A 21,685-nucleotide genomic window follows, 5' to 3' on the forward strand; every position below is an offset into this window, starting at 1 on the left:
TCCCTACTATATAAATCCTTTCGGACTAACTGCAAAAGGACTGAGTGGAAAGAGGCAAATCAGAAATATTGCTAGAAATATGGTGAGTGATGACGATGCTAATGCGTATTGATAAAGATATTCAAAATATCCAAAAGGCGATCGCGGATGCGCTTGTCCGCATTGATACCATTCATCTGGAATATTCTCAGGCGATCGCCCGCGCCACACAGCAACAAATCTTGCTAGCGGTCTTTAGCTTCTGTACCCAAAAATGCCCAGAGGCATTTTTAGCGCTTTCATTATCCGAGCGTCAAGATTTACAGGAGTCTTTGCGAAAAACAATTAAGACTCTTTGCGATCGCATCCAAGCACAATTAGAAGAATGCGATCGTGATAGTCGAGTTAATCAGGAAAACCTTGATAATTTGCTCAGTAAACTCCTTGATGAGAGTATGGGAACCCTGAACCAGTTATTAGTAGATAGCAAAATATTAAGGGCCGCGCAGATCCAAGGTGAAAAAGCCTTGCAGATGAGCATTCGGCTTGCGGAGATTGAATTCACCGATCGCCAAGTTATGTCCCATCGCGGCGAATTGCGTGTTTTATCGGCAAGGATCGCCCATTTGCAAAATGAGCTAGAAAAGAAATATCAACAAAAGACGATCGCGGAAGCGGAATTAGCTTGGCGATCGGCATGGGTGGAATAATAATGCTATGACAAAAAATCGTGTAGTTTATCGGGAGTTTGGCGTACCTGAGGAAGATGACTCAGACAATAATGTGGTCGATTTACCACCACAGCAACAAAATCCTCGCATTCAAGTCACACGCAGAGGCAAGGGCGGAAAGACCGTGACTGAGGTGACAGGTTTTCAGACCACGCCTGAGAATTTGGCAAAACTAACTAAGCAGTTGAAAAATCAATGTGGTACTGGGGGCACATCAAAGGAACAAGCGATCGAGATTCAAGGTGATTGCAGTCAGAAAATTTTGCAGATATTGCTCAGCTTAGGCTATAAAGCCAAAATAAGCGGCAAATAATAAAGGGGGCGCACAAGCGCCCCTTTTATTATTTGCCGCGTTATACCAATTCACTGAAGTGAGCCAACACCTCAGTGAATTACAAACCAAACCTAGCAAGGGTTTGAAAAACTAAAAATGGCTACGCCATTTTTAGTTTTGGTATTAGACAACTTATTTATCGTTTTAAGTGACTAAAAAGCTGATTTGGAGTTAGTGGCAATGTCAGTCCATCTAAACAAGTTAACTGATCGTTACCGCTAACAATTTGAAGGGGGCGATCTGGGAGAAAGATCATAATTACTTCTTCTTGGCTGTCAATTAGCCAACCAAGCTTTGCTCCTTCAGTCAAACAATCTTGAATTTTAGCGATTAGTTTTGTTGTGCTTTGATCGGTTGAGAGAATTTCAATTAGCCAGTCGGGAGCGCCCTGAATTGCCGAATTATCCAAAGGTATACGGCTTTTATGGATAATAGTTACATCTGGAACAATAGAGTTTTTGCTCAAGACACAGCGCAGCTCTGGAAAAGCTTCGTATTCGCTATTAGTATTATCGATCGCTCTGACTAAATACTTCTGCAAAAGGCTATGGTAAAAAGTAGGCATTGGCTTTTGCAATACTCGACCGTTCAGAAATTCCCAAGCTGGGGATTCTTCAATGTTGGGAAGTTGAGAAAAATCATCTAGGGTGACTGGATGAAAGGCTGCGAGAACCATAAGCCACGTAGTCTCAAAACTAACATATCAAAACTGGCGTAACAATCTCAAATTTATCACATATAGCTACCGCCAATCTTGTTAGGACAAAATTAAATTCCCAAAGAGGGTTGCCGCGCTCCGCGCGGCAACCCTCTTTGGGAGTTCGTTGCTATGTTTAGTTTAAAGGTGTTGCTTTGCAACACCTTTAAACTAAGCTCCAACATTCACGGGCGATTTCCCAATCTTCTTGGGTGTGAATTACTAAAACTCTGACCGCCGAATCAGGTGTAGCAATATCGACATCAAGCAATTTTTGATTATTTTTATCTAAATCCAGTTTCAATCCCAAAAATTCAAATCCCGCACAGGCTGATTCCCTAATGATCGGAGCATTCTCGCCAACTCCTGCGGTAAAGACTAGTACATCTAAGCCCCCAAGACTAGCAACCATCGCGCCAATATGCGATCGCAAACTATGCACATACACATCCAAGGCTAGCTGCGCTTGCCGATCGCCCTCCGCGATCGCCTGAAGAATCAGACGCAGATCTGCGGAGATTCCCGAAAGACCCAATAGCCCCGATTCGCGATTGAGGATGCGATCGAGTTTATCTCCATCCATATCGGGTTGATGTAATAAATGAAGCAGAATTCCCGCATCAATGGAACCCGAACGACTACCCATCACCAGCCCCTCAAGGGGAGTAAATCCCATCGTCGTATCAATACTCTCACCGTGACGGATCGCGGCGAGGGAACAGCCATTGCCCAAATGACAGGTAATCAATCGCAAATCTTTAACCTGACGATTGAGAATTTGAGCGGCGCGATCGCGACAGTACTGATGGCTAATCCCGTGAAAGCCATAGCGCCTTATTCCTTGCTCGGTATACTTAGTGGGAATCGCGTAAGTATAGGCCGCAGGGGCTAAATGGGCATGAAAAGCGGTGTCGAAGACTGCCACTTGGGGCTTGCTCCCAAATAATTTTTCGGTGGCGATAATTCCTTCGAGATTGGCGGGATTGTGAACTGGGGCAAAGATAGCTAATCGCGCGATCGCTTCTTTGACTTGATCGTTAATCATCGTACTTTGGCGATATTCTGCTCCTCCATGAACGATGCGATGCCCGATGATATCTACTTCTAGAGGGCTATTGAGAACGGATACTTCCCCACTCCAGAGGGTTTCCAGCATATGTTCGATAATCTCAGGACGAGAAGTTGCCGAGATTTCCTCTTCTAAAACTTTGCCATATTGCGGCTTAACCTTAATTTCGGCAAAGCCCTCATGGTGCGTCCAGTCGATGCTCGCTTCCCAAATTGGCTTAGGCGGTGAGTCGGGCAATCCATCGGGAAGATCGTATAGGCAACTTTTTTGGCTGCTTGAGCCTGCATTGAGAACTAAGATTTTCATTACTTGTTATGGAAATATTCTTATGGAAATATTCTTATGGAAATATTCTTATGGAAATATTCTTAAGTACCCGACAACGATCGCAGTTCAGCATCCATAAAGCTCCGATCGCCCAATAACTTGAGCATGGGACCCAACGCACCAAACTGAACCACACTGAGGGATGCGGCTGGCACATCAATGCGATCGCGATATCTTCCCAAATCGATCCCCAATAGATTACAAAGAATCACCCGAATCGTTGCCTTGTGCGAAACCACTAATACATTGCCCGAAGGATATCTCTCTTGAATCTCAGCAACTACTAACGAAGCTCGACTCGCCAGTTGCACTGCGGTTTCGCCACCCGTGGGTGGATTCCATGCAGGTTCGCTTAACCAGCGTAGATAGTCGTCTTTGTAATTCTCCCTCACAAATTCATTACTCAGTCCTTCCCATTTGCCATAACGCAATTCCTTTAGCCCTTCCCGAAACTGCATTTCTGCGCCGATCGCTTCGCATAAAGGCTTAGCTGTGGCGATCGTCCGTTTCATTGGACTGACAAATACGGCATCCCAAGCGATCGCCTGATGAGCCTTACCAAAGGCGATCGCCATTTTTACGCCATTATCAGTTAGCTCAGGATCAAGTTCGCCACAATAGCCCCCAGTGCGACTATAGATGGTTTCGCCATGACGGAGTAGATATAAATTCAAGCTCATAATTGTTTCTAATTAAACAGCAACTAATACCAGATCACAAAATGGCGTAGCCATTTTGTGATTTTAAAACCCTTACTGGGTTTAGTTTTCAATTCCCAAAAGTGTGGATACCCTTTTGGGAATTGGTATAACTAAAAAAGCCTTGCTTTGCAAGGCTTTTTTTAGTTAGTGGGGATAGCGCCAGTTCACAATTTCAGGTTTGTCGATGCCATTCTCATAGGCATATTGACGGCATTCGATCTGTTGATTGCGGAGAGATTCCTTCGCATGAGCGCCAATACCCTGAAGTTTCGGTACGCGGTCAATCACATCGATCGCGAGGCTAAAGCGATCGACTTGGTTATTAATCGCCAGTTCCAAAGGCGTATTGATATTGCCCTTCTCTTTATAGCCACGCACATGCAAGTTTTTATGATTGGTGCGGCGATAGGCGAGGCGATGAATTAACCAAGGATAGCCGTGGAAGTTGAAAATAATCGGTTTGTCCGTGGTAAAGAGCGAATCAAAATCGCGATCACTCAAACCATGGGGATGTTCGGTATCGGGTTGAAGCTTGAACAAATCCACGACATTAATAAAGCGAATCTTCAATTCGGGGAAATGCTCCCAGAGCAATGTTGTCGCGGCTAAAGCCTCAAGGGTGAGGATGTCACCACAACCGACCATCACCACATCAGGCTCGACCCCTTGATCGTTACTTGCCCAGTCCCAAATGCCTAAGCCCTTGGTACAGTGCTTAATCGCCTCGTCCATATCCATAAATTGCAAATGCATTTGCTTATCGCAGACGATCACATTCACATAGTCGGTACTGCGCAAGCAGTGATCGGAGACCGATAGCAAACTATTGACATCGGGCGGCAAGTAGATGCGCGTTACTTCTGCACTCTTGTTAACGACCACATCTAAAAATCCAGGATCTTGATGGGTAAAGCCATTGTGATCTTGCCGCCATACCGTAGAAGTGATCAAGAGGTTGAGCGATGAAATGGGCGATCGCCAAGGAATCTCTTGGCTAATTTCCAACCATTTGCAATGCTGGTTGATCATGGAGTCGATCACATGGACGAAAGACTCATAGGTAGAAAAGAATCCATGTCTACCCGTCAACAAGTAACCCTCTAGCCATCCCTCTAGGGTATGCTCGCTGAGGATTTCCATCACGCGCCCATCCGCAGCAAGCTCACCCCCATCGGCATCCTCAGGCAGGTATTCCGCAATCCAGAACTTTTTACTTACTTCGTAAACTGCTTGCAGCTTATTGGATGTATTCTCATCGGGACCAAAGATGCGGAAATTGTCCATGTTTTGACGCATCACATCACGTAAAAACACACCTAAGGGTTTGGTGTTTTCCACTTCGATTTGCCCTGCGCGATCGATTTGTACGCCGTAATTACGAAAATCAGGCATTCTCAAAGCGCGGCGCAATAGTCCACCATTCGCGATCGGATTGGCACTCATGCGGCGATTGCCCGTCGGTGCAAGATCCTTTAATTCGGGAATTAACTTACCCGCAGCATCGAACAATTCTTGCGGTTTATAGCTTTGCATCCAATCTGCCAACATTTGTAAATGTTCGGGATTGTTATGCATTCCTGAAAGTGGAACTTGGTGCGCCCGCCAAAAACCTTCCACCTTATGTCCATCGACTTTTGCGGGTCCCGTCCAACCCTTAGGCGTGCGCAATACGATCATTGGGAACTTGGCTCTTGTGGGCGTACCCGTAGCTCTAGATTCCTGTTGAATCCGTCTAATCTCGTTCAGGCAATGCTCTAGGGTAGCGGCGATCGCTTGATGCATCGATTCGGGTTCGGAACCCTCCACAAAGTAAGGTTGGTAGCCATAACCCACAAATAGACTTTCTAGTTCTTCGTGACTAATTCGCGATAGGACGGTGGGATTATTAATCTTATATCCATTTAAGTGCAGAATGGGCAATACAGCACCATCCCGAATGGGATTGATAAATTTGTTAGAATGCCAAGCCGTCGCGAGGGGACCAGTTTCCGATTCACCATCGCCAACCATCACCACCGAGATCAGATCGGGATTGTCAAATACAGTTCCGTAAGCATGGGACACGCTGTAACCGAGTTCGCCGCCCTCATGGATCGATCCTGGAGTCTCAGGTGTACAGTGACTACCAATCCCTCCTGGAAAGGAAAACTGCTTGAAGAAGTGCCTCATGCCTTCTTCGTCCTCGCTGATATTGTGATAGATCTCCGAGTAAGTTCCTTCTAAATAGACAGGACCTAAAATTCCAGGTGCGCCATGTCCGGGCCCTGCTAAAAAGATGGCATTGAGATCGTATTTTTTAATGAGACGATTCATATGCGTATAGACAAAACTCATGCCAGGACTCGATCCCCAATGCCCTAGCAAGCGATTTTTGATATGTTCGGGCTTTAGAGGCTCGCGCAAAAGCGGATTTTCGCGTAGATAGATCATCCCGATCGCTAAATAATTACAAGCCCGCCAGTAGGCATCTATTTTCCGAAGTTCTTCTGCACTGAGAGGATTTCCGACAACGGTCGAACGTGCCTTACCATAGCAGCTAATATTCGCGTTATTGGTAGTAGAAGAGTCCGTGTCAGCTATTTTGAGAGGAGTTGATACCATAAGATTACGATTTGTTCCTGTCGCTAATTTGATTGAGCCTTCTGACCTCACAACTTTAACCGACATTCCCAAAATCCTTGGTGATTTGCATATCTCCTTTAGATTTGTGTGCTGGGATCGCTTATATCTAGGAATAGGGTTTAGTTGGTTTAGATTAGATCTATTGCGCCACTAAGCTTATAAACCCAAAGCCCTGTAGCGTGCGCTACAGGGCTTTGGGTTTTATATTTAATTGCGCTTAGGGACTTGCGATTTAATGAAGTACCAAATATAAAACCAGAATCGGTGGTGCGGCTCCGCCGCGCCACCGATTCTGGCAAATCTGGATTGGTATCTTATTCTCTCGCAAGTCCCTTAGCTACTTATCAGGGGAATATCGATAGTTGTGGCATTCATTACTTTTGCTCGGTAATTGCTTGGCAATTACCGAGCAATTACCGAGCAATTAATAGACAAGCCAAAATTTTGTTGTCAAAAAAAGTTAACATTAACTTAATAATTCGCTAGCTCTAGGCAAAAGATCTTACTAAGTAAGTAGGATTATTAAATATAAAACCCTAAAACCTGCGGCGCACGCGCAGCGTGCGCCGCAGGTTTTAGATCTGGATTTTAATTATGTCCAGCTACTTAGATCACTAGATCAATTCCTGCAAGCCAGTAGTTTCTAAAGATTACTCCTCAACTTGCTTCCCATTCACAAACGCAAACTCAGTAATTTAAACCTTTTACCAGCACATTATCAGCAAAAGTCATGGCTCGACAACTCAAAAATATTGCACCGCATGGTGGTCAGTTAATTAATCGCCTCGCCTCAGAAGCCCAAAAAGAAGTTTTTTATAGCAAAGCTGACCACTTGCCATGCGTGCAACTGACTGAGCGATCGCTGTCCGACCTTGAGCTAATTGCGATCGGTGGCTTTAGTCCCCTCACAGGCTTCTTGGGGAAGGCTGACTATGAATCCGTCGTCTTAAATATGCGCTTGGCGAATGGGTTACCTTGGTCGATTCCGATTACCTTGCCTGTTACTAGTGAATTAGCCGATAGCCTCAATATTGGTAGTCTAGTTCGCCTCAACGATCCGAAGGGTGTATTTATAGGTGTATTAGAACTAAGCGAAAAATATAAGTACGACAAACTAAAAGAAGCTCTCCATGTCTATCGTACTAATGAAGATCGGCACCCAGGGGTTAAGGTCGTCTATGGTCAAGGTGAGGTATATCTAGCAGGTGATGTATGGCTGTTAGAGCGTCGTCCGCACCCACTTTTTCCTACCTATCAAATCGATCCTGTCGATTCTCGCGAATTATTTATTCAAAAAGGTTGGCGAACAGTTGTCGGCTTCCAAACCCGCAACCCAATCCACCGTGCCCATGAATATATTCAGAAATGTGCGTTGGAAATAGTCGATGGGTTGTTCCTCCATCCTCTGGTTGGTGCGACTAAGAGCGATGACGTACCTGCGGATGTGCGGATGCGTTGCTACGAAATCATGCTAGAGCATTATTTCCCCTTAGATCGCGTCACCTTAGCGATTAATCCCGCTGCCATGCGCTATGCGGGGCCTCGCGAAGCAATTTTCCATGCGTTAATTCGCAAAAACTATGGTTGCTCCCACTTCATCGTCGGACGCGATCATGCTGGAGTCGGTGACTATTACGGAACCTACGATGCGCAACATATTTTCTATGAGTTTGAGGATGGCGAACTGGGAATCATTCCTTTAATGTTTGAACATGCTTTTTATTGCAAACGCACGCAGGGCATGGCGACGACAAAGACTAGTGCTAGCCTCCCCGAAGAAAGGGTACATCTATCGGGTACTAAGGTTCGCGAGATGCTTCGCCGTGGGGAATGCCCACCTCCTGAGTTCTCGCGTCCTGAAGTGGCTGCCGAGCTAGCTAAAACCATGCATAAAATGGCGATCGAGGAAGCTGCTACGGGCTTTGAAATATAAACATTAAAGGAAGAGCCGCAAAGCGGCTCTTCCTTTAATGTTTAATACCAATTCACGAAGCCATTTCTTAGAAACCATTTAAGAATTACTTTCTGCGGTCAAAAACTCTAAGAGATCCCCCTCAATCCCCCTTAAAAAGGGGGAAGAATTTAATTCTCCCCCCTTTTTAAGGGGGGCTGGGGGGGATCTAGTGAATTCTTAAATGGTTTCTTAACTTGGTATCAAGTCTTTAGTCTCAATCACCTAATTCTCAACCATGCAATACGTTTTGATTATCCATGAAGTCGCCGACTATCCAGCTTGGAAGAAGGTTTTTGACGATGCGGCGGATATTCGTAAAGAAGCGGGCGAACGCTCCTATCAGGTTCTCAAATATGAAAAGGAGCCTAATAAAATTGTCCATTTCTCAGCATGGACGGCGATCGCTGATGCGAAAAAGTTTTTTGAGTCGCCTCAACTAATTAAAATCAGAGCTGAAGCAGGGGTCAAATCTCCAGACTTTATCTACCTAGAGCAGCTTGAGTCGGGGATTCTCTGATTTTCTAATTTCAAGCTTTTTGGGAGTTGTTTTAAACGCAGAAAAATCCCAAGTTTAATAAGCTACTCCCTTCCCAGTGAAAAATTAGACGTTGCGGCGCGAAGCGCCGCAACGTCTAATTTTTGGTTTTGTATGTCTATTTCCTTGGTGGAAAGGGAGTAGTTAGCTTCTCACTCTAATTCTGGCATGGCTAACTTAGGAAATACAATTACAAAGAACCCCATCCATGCCGTTATGGGGATCGCTACCAAAACCGACAGCCAAATTATTTTAAATAATAACCAACTGGCACTAATAATCGAGAAGCCAGTCAGAATAATCGACCAAGGCTGACACCACCAAGGTTTATGATTCCAAACACTGTCAGGTTGTTCTAAGGTCATTTTTTGATTTCCCACTGATTAATACCAATTCACGAAAGTATGACAACACTTTTGTGAATTAATACCAAGTTAAAAGGTCGTGCGAAGCACGACCTTTTTATATTTTACATGCGTTCTAAAACACGGATACCGAGAAGACTTAAACCCAGCTTAAGAGTTTTGGCGGTGATATCACAGAGACTCAGGCGCGAGATTCTTTCTGACTCTTCGGCTTGCAATACTGGACATTGCTCGAAGAATTGATTGAACTTTTGACTGAGTTCAAACAGATATTGACAAAGACGATTGGGGAAAAGCTCCTCGGCAACAGCTTCGATCGCTTCCGCGAATTGCAAAAGGTGCTTGGCTAAGACAATCTCAGGATCTTGGGTGAGATGGATCGCCGCATCTAAACTGGCAAAATCGATCTCGCCTTTACGCCCGATTCCCTGTACCCGCACATAAGCATAGAGCATATAGGGCGCTGTGTTGCCCTGTAGGGCTAACATCTTATCGAAACTAAAAATATAGTTGCTGGTGCGATTTTGGGAAAGGTCGGCGTACTTCACTGCCCCAAGTCCGACAGCTTCGGCGACATCTTGTTTGAATTCATCAGATGCATCGGGATTGCGGGTTTCGATATCGGTACGCGCACGCACAACTGCTTCTTCGAGGAGACTCTTGAGGGCGATCGTATCGCCCGATCGCGTTTTAAATTTCTTGCCATCCTCACCCATCACCAAACCAAAGGGAACATGGGTAGTCTGCACGGTTTCAGGAATCCAATTTGCACGCTTCGCAACTTGGAAAACTTGGGCAAAATGTCCCGCTTGCCCAATATCAGTTACGTAAATAATCCTTGTGGCTTTGTCTTCGTTAATGCGATAGCGTAGGGCAGCGAGGTCAGTGGTCGCATAGTTATAGCCACCATCGGTCTTCTGAATAATTAGGGGTAAGGGTTGACCGTCTTTATTGCTAAATCCTTCTAGAAAGACGCATAATGCGCCTTGATCTTCTTGGAGCAAACCAGTTTCGCGGAGGTCGGTAACGACATCGGCTAAGAATGCATTATAAAAAGATTCGCCACGTTCCTCTAATTGAATATTGAGGGTGTCATAGATCTTTTGGAATTCGCGGCGTGACTGTTCGCAGAGCAGTTGCCATGCTAGTTTGGCTTCAGCCCCTCCCGCTTGCAACTCCACCACCGCCGCGCGGGAAGTTTCTTTAAATTCTGCATCTTCATCAAAGCGTTTTTTGGCGGCGCGATAGAGTTCTACTAAGTCACCGATCGCGATCGCATCGGCTTTAGTCAGCGCATCGGGATAGACTTCGCGCAGGTAGGTAATCAACATCCCAAATTGCGTTCCCCAGTCGCCAACATGGTTGAGGCGCAGGACTTCATGTCCTTGAAATTCTAAAATTCTGGCAATACTGTCACCGATAATCGTCGATCGCAAATGTCCAACATGCATTTCCTTCGCAATATTCGGGCTGGAAAAATCGACGATCACGCGATCGGGTTTATCGACCTTGGCGATCGCGAGGCGATCGCTTTTTTGCATTTTTGCTAATTGGGTTTCTATGTAACTAAGTTTCAGCTTTAGGTTAATAAATCCCGCTCCTGCGATCGTCGGAGGCTCAAATATATCGTCAATTTGTAAATTTGCAATTATCTGCGCCGCTACATCTTGGGGCTTTTGTTTGAGCTTTTTGGTTAAGCCTAGGGCGGCATTGCATTGATAATCGCCAAATTTTGCATCCTTAGATGGGGCGACGGCAGGATCGTAGTTGTCGTATGCTGCACCAAAGGCAGCAGCGATCGCCTGAGAGCAACGGATCTTTAAATCGGATAAAACGGAGGTAGTCATGGGTTAGTTGTCGCTTTTTTGCCTAGGGAGATCAATATAGCGTTTTTTAAGATCTCTTGACTGAAAACCCATTTTAGAGTGGCGGCGCTTTGCGCCGCCACTCTAAAATGGGTTTTATAGCTACAGTCACTTGACTATAACGTAGTTAACCAGAGAGCATACCGTCCGCGTAGCGGGCGGTATGCTCTTCTAGGTTTTGAGTTTACTTATGCTTAGCTACTTAGCTACACACCATTAAATCTAGAAGGAGAGGGGAACTCTAAAAGCGATTTTGACTTCTAAGTTTTAAAGATTCAAAATGCATAGATTGGATTACTATAGCGGTAAAAAATCCCATGAAAAACTTTAGGTTTAAGGCTTTCAGTCAAATTTTTAAGCAAGTATGTTTGGGTTTTGGCGGCGCGGCGATCGCTCAATTATCTCTATTGGCAAATCCTAGTTTTGCCACACCAAACTATATTACTCTCAGGGTTTTTCCTGCGGATTTGAGCGAAACATTACCAATTTGTCCATCCGAAGTTACTTTAACTCAATCATCGCGTCCCTATTATGAAGGCGGTTACACCCTAGATGGTTCCGCGTCCCTTAGTTGGCTCGCTCAACCATTCACATTGGAAAAAAGTGATGAATTCAGTGCGATATGGGTTGCAAAACTCCAAAACAAATATCGCAATTGCAAGGCAACCGCAGGAATCACTAAAGTCAATAACGAACCCTTTGAAGGTAATTCTTATTTGAGAATGCGTTTTGTCAATAATAAGGTCTATCTCATTCTGGATATGACGGGGAAGACTGATGTTAATGGATATACGCCTGTGATTGTGAAAAAAGATGTAAAAGATGGCAATCCCATTTGGTCTTGGTCAGGTACGGATTAACTTCCATGTCATCTATAGCTAGGACATCAAACCCAATAGAGAGTTGCGGCGCGAAGCGCCGCAACTCTCTATTGGGTTTGATGTTTGCCCTAACATTACTGACTATAGCTATCTCTTACGTTGCTATAGTATTAGGAGACATATTTTGTGACAACAATTTTTCTAAAAACAATGTGATTGTTGCGATACCATAGGCTAAATCAAATAATTTTGGAATCCTCTCATATCGGCAAAGACTAATAAGTAGCTAAGCATAATTAAAACCCAAAACCAGAGTGCGTACCGCTCGCTACGCGGGCGGTACGCTCGTCTAGGTTTTCAGTGTACTTATGCTTACTCCCTTCCCAGTGAACAATTAGACGTTGCGGCGCTTCGCGCCGCAACGTCTAATTGTTGGTTTTTGATTTCTATTTCTTTGGTGGGAAGGGAGTAACTACTTAAGTAAGTTTCGCGAGATTAAATATTAAGTTTTAGGAGTGGAGATTACAGATTATGAAGAATTGGAGTAATTACTTAAAAAGCATTTGCGTAGTAATTAGCTTAAAAAGATTTTTGTCCAGTTTGTTAATTATGTCCATCTGCTTATGCCTACTATCGGCAGTGGTATTACCCATATCGCCCATATGGGCAACTCCTATTCAAGACATTCCCAATCCTCGCAAAACAAATGGTACTTGGGTAAGTGATGTCGCCAATATTCTCAGTGCTGAGACAAAATCGCGAATCAATCAAAGAATTACGCAATTAGAGGCTCGAAATGGTTCAGAAGTTGCGGTTGTAACCGTTCCTGATACTTCTCCTCTCGTCAGCCCTAAAGCCTATGCTACGCAGCTATTTAATACATGGGGGATTGGCAAACGCGGAGTGGATAATGGCGTATTATTGCTGATTTCCGTAAACGAACGGAGGATTGAGATCGAAACTGGGCGGGGGCTGACTTCGCGATTGAGCAATGCTCAAGTTATGCAAATTATCGAAACAAAAATTAAACCTGAATTCAAACTTCAGAAATTCGATCAAGGGACAATCAATGGTGTAGAGGAAATCGCAAATCTTTTAGAATATGGGGGCTCTAGCTTTGATTTTGCAATAGTTTATCTAGTGATTGGTGGATTAGGCATAGCGATCGCCCTAGGCGGCATTGCTTGGACAGTCACAAAAATTAACTCATGGTGTCGGCTATTACCCGATAGATCTTCATCCTCTGATCCACTGGTATTCCAAGTGAGAGTTCCACAACTTAAGCAAGTAGCGAATCGACCCATCTTAATGCTGGCTTTGGGCGTTAGCGCGATCGCGATAAGTGCAAGTGCTTTTTTGTTATCTGGCTCTACAACTTCCACAACTATTGTATCAATCAGCCTAGATCCGCGTTTTGGTGATCTGCTCAGGATTAATGTGGCGATCGCTTTAATTACTATGCCGATGTGGTTTGGCATTACTTATTATTGGCTAGCAAAGTTAGCAAGAACTTTACAACAGCCAACGCCTCCACAACTATGGAAGCAATGGGGTGCGATCCTCCTCAAAAATTTATTTCTCTTACTGAGAATTCAATGTTTGCTTTTATTGATAATAATCCTCTTAATATCTCTAACTGTTGCCACACTCTTGCCTAGCGATATTTTGTTTATAGCGATCGGCTTGAGTCTTGCCATGAGCTATCAACTTTTTCTAATTCATCTTGTTAATCAAATGTCCTTAGACAAGAAAAGCGAGAAGAGCGCGAGAGAACAGTTTTTTTGCACCACTTGCCACAGTGTAACTCAGCACCTCGATAAAGCAATAAGCGGTACTTATCTCACTCAACCTGAGAAGCTTGCTGTTGAGCTAGGTAATGCGACCTATGCTTTATATTCCTGCGATCGCTGTCATCCTGAATCTAATCGCGATCGCCAACATATCCATTGCCAGCTCAATATTCTGAAAGCAGAATCTATTTGTACTAAATGCCAATATCCGACAGTAATTGGCGCTTCTCTTAAAGAGTCTCGTAAGCCCAAAAAATTTCCCAAACAAGGCTCTAAGGAGGCAGTTAGTATCTTGCAATGTCAGAACTGCTTTCATGAGCAACCAGTCTATCCCTATGTTGCTACGAGCTATACCAATAGTTTTTATGAAAGTAGTTCTGACTACGGATCTAGCTCTAGTGGCTATGATTCCTCTTACTCAGATTATGGAAGTAGCTCGTCTAGTAGTGATTTTGGTGGGGGCGGTAGTGATTTTGGTGGGGGCGGTAGTGATGGAGGGGGTTCTGGTAGTGATTGGTGAGATTGTTAAAAAGGTAGCTACGATAAAACAGAATCAGTTATTCATGCAACAAAGCCAAATATAGGCGCAATAATCCGAAGGTATCGAGAATTGCGGAAGCGTGCTGTTACGTTTCGGCCAATGGTTCTCTGTCCGAACTGGGATAGATGATTTCTGAAGTAATGCTAGACAGCGATCGCTCTTCGCTGATGGCTACCATAGTTAACTCTTGGCTAAGGATTTATATAAAATTATAGGCTAAGAATTTCTAATTCAGATAGTTTGTGCTGCTCGCTATGTAGGCAGCACAAGCTTCTGGGCTTTACCATGCTCTGATTGCTATAATCACCCTATCGCTCTGCTTAGGAAACCATCATGACTCCAGCGATCGCACCTCCTGATATCTCAGCCAATGCCCCAGAAGAAAAGCTCCTCTGGACAAGCGCTGACCTCGAACTATTACCCGAAAACGGCAACCGTTATGAAATTATTAATGGAGAACTTTTTGTGACTAGAGCGCCCCATTGGAAACATCAAAAAACTTGCGGTAGACTCTTTACTGCTCTAGATACTTGGTCGATCGCTACTAAATTGGGCGAAACAGCTTTGGGCGCAGGTGTAATCTTTGGTGATAAGGATGATGTGATCCCTGATGTGGTATGGGTCAGCAAAGAGAAATATGAAGCTTTGATTGATGATGCTGGGCATCTATTGGGTGCGCCTGATATTGCGATCGAAATCCTATCAGCAGGAACAGAGAACGAAAGACGCGATCGCGAGGTTAAGTTAAAGCTCTATTCATCACAGGGAGTTTTAGAATATTGGATCGCTGATTGGCGAGAAAAGAAACTCCAAATCTATCGCCGCGAAAATGGAGTTCTTAAACTCGCGATGACCTTATTTATTAGCGATACTCTTACTTCACCATTATTACCAAATTTTTCCTGTCCCCTAGTCCAGATTTTTGAATAATACCAATTCACGAAAGTGTGATAACACTTTTGCGAATTAAATTTATGAATTGAAAACCAAATCCAGTAAGGGTTTTTAAAGCTCAAAATGACGTAGCCATTTTGAGCTTTGGTATAAGAAACCATTTAAGAATTACTTTCTGCGGTCAAAAACTCTAAGAGATCCCCCTCAATCCCCCTTAAAAAGGGGGAAGAATTTAATTCTCCTTTTTAAGGGGGGCTGGGGGGATCTATCCAATTCTTAAATGGTTTCTAAAGCAAAAGTGCCGCTTTGCGGCACTTTTGCTTACGTTGCGATCGCTACTTCACTTCTTGCAAATCCAGCGTTTTCTCCACAGACTGAACCTTGGGCTGAAGTACAGGAGGATTGGCTAGATAATCCGCTAATTGGGCTTCAATCTGTTCGCGAACAATCGAGCGATATTCGAGGAAATGCTCGCCTTGAGCGCAAACGGATAGGTAGCTGGTGACCACGTTAGGATAACGCTTCATCAGGTCAAAGAGATTAATCCAGAACTGGAAACGGGTTTTGCGAACGAAACCTTGTCGCCAGCAGAGAATGAGTAAGGCTTTGATTGCCGTCCAATCCGTTTTCCTTTTCTGATCGGTTTTCTCCCGTTTAATTCGCTTGTACTGCGATTCACCCAAAATCAAGAAATGGCGATAGGTGCGATTGAGAAAGACGAGGGGATCGTAAAGAGTCCAGAAGGCGTGAACGTATTCCGTCGCAATATCTTCCAATGGACGGGTGGGCATAAAGTTCATCAACGTAGTTTGATGCCCATTGCTATTCTGGGTAATCATCCGTCCTTCTTTATTCAGACGATGCCACAGCCCAGTATCGGGCAGGGCTTGTAGCATACTAAATAGCGCAGTAGGGACGGCGGTAAGCTCCACAAACTGGACAATGCGATCGCCTGCCCCTTTTTTCTCACCATCGAAGCCAATGATAAATCCTGCCATGACGCGAATCCCCGCTTTGGCGATATTAATCACCGATTCTGAGAGAGGATCACGATTATTTTGGAACTTCTTCGTGAGGGCAAGACTATCGGTGTCTGGGGTTTCAATACCGAGGAATACTGAACCAAAGTTACATTCCACCATCATCTGCATCATTTCGGGATCTTGGGCAAGATCGATCGAGGCTTCCGTAGCAAAGGAGAATGGGAAATTACGCTCTTTCATCCAAGGCTTTAGCTCTTGCAGCATCACCTTCACATTGCGTTTGTTGCCAATGAAGTTATCATCGACCATAAAAATACTCCGTCTCCAACCGAGATCGTAGAGATATTGCAGCTCCGCTAGAATTTGTGCGGGAGTTTTGGTGCGTGGCTTCCGACCATAGAGAACGATAATGTCGCAAAATTCGCATTGGAAGGGACATCCACGGGAAAACTGTACCGACATTTCCGCATAGCGATTCATCTCGAGGAGGTCAAAACGAGGAATAGGTGTATCGGTAACCGCAGGTTTTTCGCCATTGGAGCGCAAAAGCCCCTTGCGATCGCCTCTTTCAATTGCCTCTACAAACATCGGCAAAGTGATTTCACCTTCATCGAGAATTAAGAAATCCGCCCCTGAGACCTTCGCTTCTTCAGGCAGAGCCGTAGGGTAAGGACCGCCCACAGCGACTAGTTTACCCCGCTTTTTCGCCTCTTGAATTTGCGCGAGAAAATCATTTTTCTGGACAATCATCGCCGAGAGAATCACCACTTCTGCCCATTCCCATTCAGCTTCGGTGATATCGCGGACATTGCGATCGACAAGTTTAAATTCCCAAGATTGCGGCAAGATTGCGGCAACTGTAACCATCCCAAGGGGAGGAAGCTGAGCTTTAAAACCAACTAATTCAAGTGTTTTCTCAAATGACCAAAAGCTTTTGGGAAATAACGGATAGACGAGTAAAACACGCATTATATTTGGGGATAAATTAAAGGATTTAAAAGCAGTGTTTCAGGCATAGAATGAAACATTACTTTCTTCAAATAAAAAAACTTTTAATTCTTGTTAATAAGACTTGCTTATTAACAAGAATTAAAAGTTTTTGAGTAACGTTACTTATATTGTCTTAATTTCAAATCCCCACCAGAAATTTTTGTATAATTATTTTTTCGGTGGCAAGATTGATTTGATATATAAAATGATTAACTTGACTGACTTAAATGTAAAACTTAACTAACCTTATCACCTTATTTATGTAGCTGGGCATAATTAAAAACCAAAAACCTGTGGCAAGAGCGCAGCCCATGCTACAGGTTTTTGGTTTTTAGATTTAATTGCACCTAGCTACTTAGCTGGCTAGATCTAGTTCTCTCTCTGGAACAGGATTAAGAAGCTTCAAGCGTTCTTCTTCTTCCCAGTATGCTGTTAATTGCGATTCAATTTCGCGGCGTACGATGTCGCGGTACTCCATGAAATGTTCATTGTGGGCGCAAACAATCAGGTAATGTTCCCAAACCGCAGGATTTTTCTTTATCATGCTGAACAGATGATGCCAGAACTTCCAACGGGTATTGCGCTTGATCCCCTGCCGCCAGACAATAATGGCTAATGCCTTGAGATCAGTAAGTGTAGGCAGTTTTGCTTCTACCTGCACTTTTGGCGCACCGAGTTTTAAGAAGTAGCTGTAAACGCGATCGAGATAGGCATGGGGTTCGTACAAAGCACAGAATGCTTCCACATATTCGCGGGCAATTTCCTCAACAGGGCGCGTGGGCACGAAGTTCATCAAGGTGGTTTGGTTCAAGTTCCCATTCTGGGTTCGCAAACGTCCTTCTTTTTCGAGCCGATGCCAGAGCGCCGTGTGGGGTAGAGCCTGCAACATAGCGAAGGTGGTCGTCGGAATGCCCGTAAGTTCGGCAAATCTGACAATGCGATCGCCTGCTCCCTGTTTCTCCCCATCAAAGCCGATAATAAAACCTGCCATGACGCGAATCCCAGTCTTGGTAATCGCTTCCACCGAATCGAGCAGGGATGACCTCGTATTTTGAAACTTCTTAGTCATCTGCAAGCTATCTTCATCGGGGGTTTCAATACCGAGGAACACCGCATCAAAATAGCATTCTACCATCAGATCCATGAGTTCTTGATCGGCGGCTAGATCGATGGAAGCTTCGGTATTAAATCGAAAAGGATAGCCATGCTCTTTTTGCCATTCCTTCAGTTCCAACAGGAGTAAGCGCACATTACGCTTATTACCGATGAAGTTGTCATCCACCATAAATACGCCCCTTCGCCAGCCTAGACTATAGAGATAATCCAATTCAGCTAATAACTGCGCGGGGGTCTTGGTACGGGGTTTACGACCGTAAAGTACGATAATGTCGCAAAACTCGCATTGAAAGGGGCAACCACGGGAGAACTGCACCGACATCGAGTCGTAAGCGTCAAAATCTAACAGATCAAAGCGAGGAACAGGCGTACTGGTAACATCAGGCTTTTCACTGGTACGGAAGATGCCACTGGTTTCCCCCTTCGCGATCGCCTCGACAAACATGGGCAAGGTGATTTCACCCTCATCCAAAATTAGATAATCTACACCTGCCGATTGCGGATCTTCGGGCATAGAGGTGGGGTAAGGTCCCCCACAGGCAACTTTTTTGCCGCGACGTTTTGCTTCTTTAATCAAGGACAACAGATCGTCTTTCTGTACGATCATCGCCGAGAGAATGACCATATCCGCCCATTGCCATTCAGCTTCAGTAATTGAGCGCACGTTGCGATCGACTAATTTAAAGTTCCATTCTTGAGGCAGGATCGCGGCAACAGTAATCAAACCTAGAGGCGGTAGTAATACTTTACGATTTACTAGCTCTAGGATTTTTTCATAGGACCAAAATGTTTTTGGAAACAGTGGGTAAACCAGTAGAACGTTCATACCTTTGGGGGCTAAGTGGGCGGATACTTTAAGCTCATCGCCCTAGGGACGATGAGCTTAAGATTTAGAGAGCAGGGAAACCCGTGCGGATATCTTCGATGATACCGTCGCGTAAAACGATCTCGACTCGCATCTGAGCGATCAAGTTATCGCCTTTGCTGGCGGGGAAATAACTATCCAGTTGCCCTTGAGAAACTTCTTGCTCTAATTCTAGATTTTGTACTTGGGTCAACTGCGTGAGCAATTGATTTTTTTGTTCGAGTAATTCTGCCTTAACCCGATTCATTTCTGCGCGAATGCTTTCGATCGCATTGGCTACTTCGGCAGAAAAGGGCTTGATGCTTTGACGTTCGATTTCGTTAATCTGACGAGAGCCTTGAGCATCGACTTGTTGGACTTGGGCATCAATCTGAGCAATTTGTTGTTGCAGTTGTTGCTGCATTTCCTCTTTCCAGCGTTGCGTCACAATCACTTGAATGTTCGCAGTGCGACGTAACAAAAGCTGATTAGAAAAATCAATCGAATTCACACTTATCTCCAATTTGTTAAGGGTTTACGAGATCTTTGAGAGGCGAAGACTTTCGCAGATCACGCAGTAAACATTTTGACAATAATATCTTGATAACGCTCAAATACGATGTTACGTCGGATCTTGAATGTTTGCGTAAGGAATCCATTATCGATCGTAAAGGGTTCGGGCAAGAACTCAAAGATGCCAATGCGATCGTTAACGCTATATCCTGGGCGGTTTTGCACCTCGCGATTGATTTCTTCGCGGTATAGACTGCGGATCTTGGGATCGTTTAAGGCTGGTAAAATATTCGCCAAATTAGAATCGGGAGCAATGAGCCCTGCGGCTTCCAATGCCGAAAGATTGGGAACGATCAATAGCCCAAGCTGTTTTTGGTCTTGCCCCACTAAAACGACCTGATCGATATAGTTACTGCGAATACAGGCATCTTCAATCGGTTGCGGTTCGATATTTTCGCCATTACTTAAGACAATCGTATCTTTCGCCCGACCCGTAATGATGAGGTCATTCCACGGGCTGACATAGCCCAAATCCCCCGTATCAAACCAACCCTGCGGATCGATCGCCTTGGCTGTAGCTTCAGGATTTTTGTAATAGCCCTGCATGACTTGAGGTCCACGAATTAATACCAATCCTTGTTGACCGACGGGTAGATCGGCTCTTGAGGAGATATCGACAATGCGCGTTTCGGTTTTGATTAAAGGCTGTCCATCCCCACCTCGAATATTGCGGTTAGGGCGACGTACATGGGTAATCGGTGAGGTTTCAGTTAAACCATACCCTCCCAAAATTTCAATACCAACAATTTCATAGAAATCTTCAAGATGTTCGGCGATCGAGCCACCACCACTGACGATGTACTTGAAATTGCCTCCCGTGGCTTCGCGGACTTTTTGATATACCAATTTGTGACCGAGTTTATGAACTGCCCAGAGGGCTAAAACTACCACCGAAGCCTTTAACTTGTCGCCTAGAGAAGGGGAGAGATTCGCGACATTTAAGCCTTGGACGACCCGTTTGGCAGTGATATATTTCTGACTCGCCTTTAAGAAGAAATCTACCAAACGCTGCTTGCTGGTAGGCTGCTCACGAAATTGTTTTTGTACCCCTTCATAGATCGATTCCCATAGCCTCGGCACGGCAACCATGTAATCAGGTTTATGTTCGCGTAAATCCTTTTTAATCGTGCGGAGATTGGTGTAAATCTGCGTACAGCCTTGGGAAAAAATGAAATACTCAAACGTACGTTCGTAGGAATGCCAAGTGGGTAAAATGCTCAGTACTTTTTCGCTGACATTCAGTTTTAATACTGCTTGCGCCCCTTCGATCTCGAATAAGAAATTGCCATGGTTAAGCATTACCCCTTTCGGTCGCGCTGTCGTACCCGATGTATAGATCAATGTGGCGAGGGTATCGCGTTGAATGGGAGGATTGCCCAGATCGAGTCCCAATCCTTTGGTAATGATCTGCTGAAAGTTATAAGCTCCTTCTGGTGGTGTTTCGTCAGAGAGGAGAATAATCTGCCGCACGGGTAAGGTATGCAGTTCTGGTTCCAGTTTTTTAAGGGTGGCAAGATTTTCGACGACGATCGCCACACTATCACTATGCTCGATAATGTATAGCAGTTCACTCCGCTCGGCTTGAGAGCTGCGGGTGGCATTGGCTGCCCCGATCGCTAAAATCCCCTGATCCGCAATCAACCATCTGGGTGAATTGTCAGCAATGAGAGCCACTTTATCGCCAAAATTTACTCCGAGCGATCGCAAGCCCGCCCCAAAGGCATTAATCTGTGCAAAAGCATCCCTATAGGAAATTCTCACGGGAGGCTTGGCATGGGGATCGTGGAGGGCGATCGCATCGGGGTGGTTGTTTGCCCCTTGCTCCCATAGCTGCCAGAGGCTAGAAGCTTGAGCAGGATTAAAAAATTTATCCATAAGTAGGTAAATGTCTTACTGAATATTTTATTATTTTTGATTATTAGAATTATTAGCTAAAAGTCAATTATTAATTTAA

Annotated in this window: 18 protein-coding genes; 8 read left to right on the forward strand and 10 right to left on the reverse strand. The window is 44.6% G+C overall.

The genetic code is table 11. The features are described from left to right. The first annotated feature begins 101 nt into the window (after nucleotides 1–101). A complete protein-coding gene (locus PseudUWO310_RS06755) occupies nucleotides 102–689 on the forward strand; it encodes a hypothetical protein (protein WP_223805567.1) in 588 nt (195 codons plus the stop codon). 7 nt (nucleotides 690–696) lie between these two features. Beyond that, nucleotides 697–1,023, forward strand: coding sequence for a translation initiation factor (locus tag PseudUWO310_RS06760; protein WP_142599973.1), 327 nt, complete (start codon nucleotides 697–699; stop codon nucleotides 1,021–1,023). Between the two features lie 157 nt (nucleotides 1,024–1,180). On the opposite strand, the gene PseudUWO310_RS06765 is transcribed toward PseudUWO310_RS06760, so the two are convergent. From PseudUWO310_RS06765 to PseudUWO310_RS06780, 4 genes are all read right to left on the reverse strand, one after another. After that, nucleotides 1,181–1,720 carry a Uma2 family endonuclease gene (locus PseudUWO310_RS06765; RefSeq protein ID WP_055073875.1) on the reverse strand — a complete coding sequence of 180 codons (540 nt, stop codon included), beginning with the start codon at nucleotides 1,718–1,720 and terminating at the stop codon, nucleotides 1,181–1,183. 187 nt (nucleotides 1,721–1,907) lie between these two features. Then, nucleotides 1,908–3,116, reverse strand: a complete 1,209-nt coding sequence (locus PseudUWO310_RS06770) for an acetate/propionate family kinase (RefSeq protein ID WP_142599974.1) — start codon at nucleotides 3,114–3,116, stop codon at nucleotides 1,908–1,910. Between the two features lie 62 nt (nucleotides 3,117–3,178). Continuing rightward, nucleotides 3,179–3,817 carry a histidine phosphatase family protein gene (locus PseudUWO310_RS06775; protein WP_142599975.1) on the reverse strand — a complete coding sequence of 213 codons (639 nt, stop codon included), beginning with the start codon at nucleotides 3,815–3,817 and terminating at the stop codon, nucleotides 3,179–3,181. 165 nt (nucleotides 3,818–3,982) lie between these two features. Next, nucleotides 3,983–6,439, reverse strand: a complete 2,457-nt coding sequence (locus tag PseudUWO310_RS06780) for a phosphoketolase (protein WP_142600023.1) — start codon at nucleotides 6,437–6,439, stop codon at nucleotides 3,983–3,985. 246 nt (nucleotides 6,440–6,685) lie between these two features. Between PseudUWO310_RS06780 and PseudUWO310_RS23230 the strand changes: the two genes are divergently transcribed. From PseudUWO310_RS23230 to PseudUWO310_RS06790, 3 genes are all read left to right on the forward strand, one after another. Then, on the forward strand, nucleotides 6,686–6,946 hold the full coding sequence (locus PseudUWO310_RS23230; RefSeq protein ID WP_223805568.1) for a hypothetical protein: 261 nt from the start codon (nucleotides 6,686–6,688) through the stop codon (nucleotides 6,944–6,946). Nucleotides 6,947–7,190: 244 nt separating this feature from the next. Beyond that, nucleotides 7,191–8,393 (forward strand): sulfate adenylyltransferase, encoded by a 1,203-nt coding sequence (sat, locus tag PseudUWO310_RS06785; protein WP_142599976.1) that lies wholly within the window; start codon nucleotides 7,191–7,193, stop codon nucleotides 8,391–8,393. Between the two features lie 256 nt (nucleotides 8,394–8,649). Next, on the forward strand, nucleotides 8,650–8,931 hold the full coding sequence (locus PseudUWO310_RS06790) for an antibiotic biosynthesis monooxygenase (protein ID WP_142599977.1): 282 nt from the start codon (nucleotides 8,650–8,652) through the stop codon (nucleotides 8,929–8,931). Nucleotides 8,932–9,101: 170 nt separating this feature from the next. Here PseudUWO310_RS06790 and PseudUWO310_RS06795 read toward each other — a convergent pair whose 3' ends face one another. Continuing rightward, on the reverse strand, nucleotides 9,102–9,314 hold the full coding sequence (locus PseudUWO310_RS06795) for a DUF6737 family protein (protein WP_142599978.1): 213 nt from the start codon (nucleotides 9,312–9,314) through the stop codon (nucleotides 9,102–9,104). A gap of 104 nt (nucleotides 9,315–9,418) precedes the next feature. After that, nucleotides 9,419–11,161, reverse strand: a complete 1,743-nt coding sequence (argS, locus tag PseudUWO310_RS06800) for an arginine--tRNA ligase (protein ID WP_142599979.1) — start codon at nucleotides 11,159–11,161, stop codon at nucleotides 9,419–9,421. A 335-nt stretch (nucleotides 11,162–11,496) separates the two neighbouring features. Between argS and PseudUWO310_RS06805 the strand changes: the two genes are divergently transcribed. From PseudUWO310_RS06805 to PseudUWO310_RS06820, 3 genes are all read left to right on the forward strand, one after another. Continuing rightward, nucleotides 11,497–12,039, forward strand: a complete 543-nt coding sequence (locus PseudUWO310_RS06805; protein WP_142599980.1) for a hypothetical protein — start codon at nucleotides 11,497–11,499, stop codon at nucleotides 12,037–12,039. A 570-nt stretch (nucleotides 12,040–12,609) separates the two neighbouring features. Further along, entirely contained in the window at nucleotides 12,610–14,310 is a 1,701-nt protein-coding gene (locus PseudUWO310_RS22785) for a TPM domain-containing protein (RefSeq protein WP_190315935.1), read from the forward strand. Nucleotides 14,311–14,664: 354 nt separating this feature from the next. Beyond that, nucleotides 14,665–15,261, forward strand: a complete 597-nt coding sequence (locus PseudUWO310_RS06820; protein WP_142599981.1) for a Uma2 family endonuclease — start codon at nucleotides 14,665–14,667, stop codon at nucleotides 15,259–15,261. A gap of 299 nt (nucleotides 15,262–15,560) precedes the next feature. Here the strand turns inward: PseudUWO310_RS06820 and PseudUWO310_RS06825 are convergent, their stop codons facing one another. The 4 genes from PseudUWO310_RS06825 to PseudUWO310_RS06840 all read right to left on the reverse strand — a co-directional run bounded on the left by PseudUWO310_RS06825 (nucleotide 15,561) and on the right by PseudUWO310_RS06840 (nucleotide 21,606). Beyond that, nucleotides 15,561–17,177: a B12-binding domain-containing radical SAM protein gene (locus tag PseudUWO310_RS06825; RefSeq protein ID WP_142599982.1), complete on the reverse strand. Its 1,617-nt coding sequence runs from the start codon at nucleotides 17,175–17,177 to the stop codon at nucleotides 15,561–15,563. A gap of 376 nt (nucleotides 17,178–17,553) precedes the next feature. Further along, a complete protein-coding gene (locus PseudUWO310_RS06830; RefSeq protein WP_142599983.1) occupies nucleotides 17,554–19,140 on the reverse strand; it encodes a B12-binding domain-containing radical SAM protein in 1,587 nt (528 codons plus the stop codon). 64 nt (nucleotides 19,141–19,204) lie between these two features. After that, entirely contained in the window at nucleotides 19,205–19,669 is a 465-nt protein-coding gene (locus PseudUWO310_RS06835; RefSeq protein ID WP_009626370.1) for a YlqD family protein, read from the reverse strand. 59 nt (nucleotides 19,670–19,728) lie between these two features. After that, nucleotides 19,729–21,606 (reverse strand): AMP-dependent synthetase/ligase, encoded by a 1,878-nt coding sequence (locus tag PseudUWO310_RS06840; RefSeq protein ID WP_142599984.1) that lies wholly within the window; start codon nucleotides 21,604–21,606, stop codon nucleotides 19,729–19,731. Nucleotides 21,607–21,685: the final 79 nt, after the last annotated feature.

Origin of the sequence: Pseudanabaena sp. UWO310 (assembly GCF_006861605.1) — a bacterium.
In the GTDB taxonomy this organism is placed as follows: Bacteria; Cyanobacteriota; Cyanobacteriia; order Pseudanabaenales; family Pseudanabaenaceae; genus Pseudanabaena.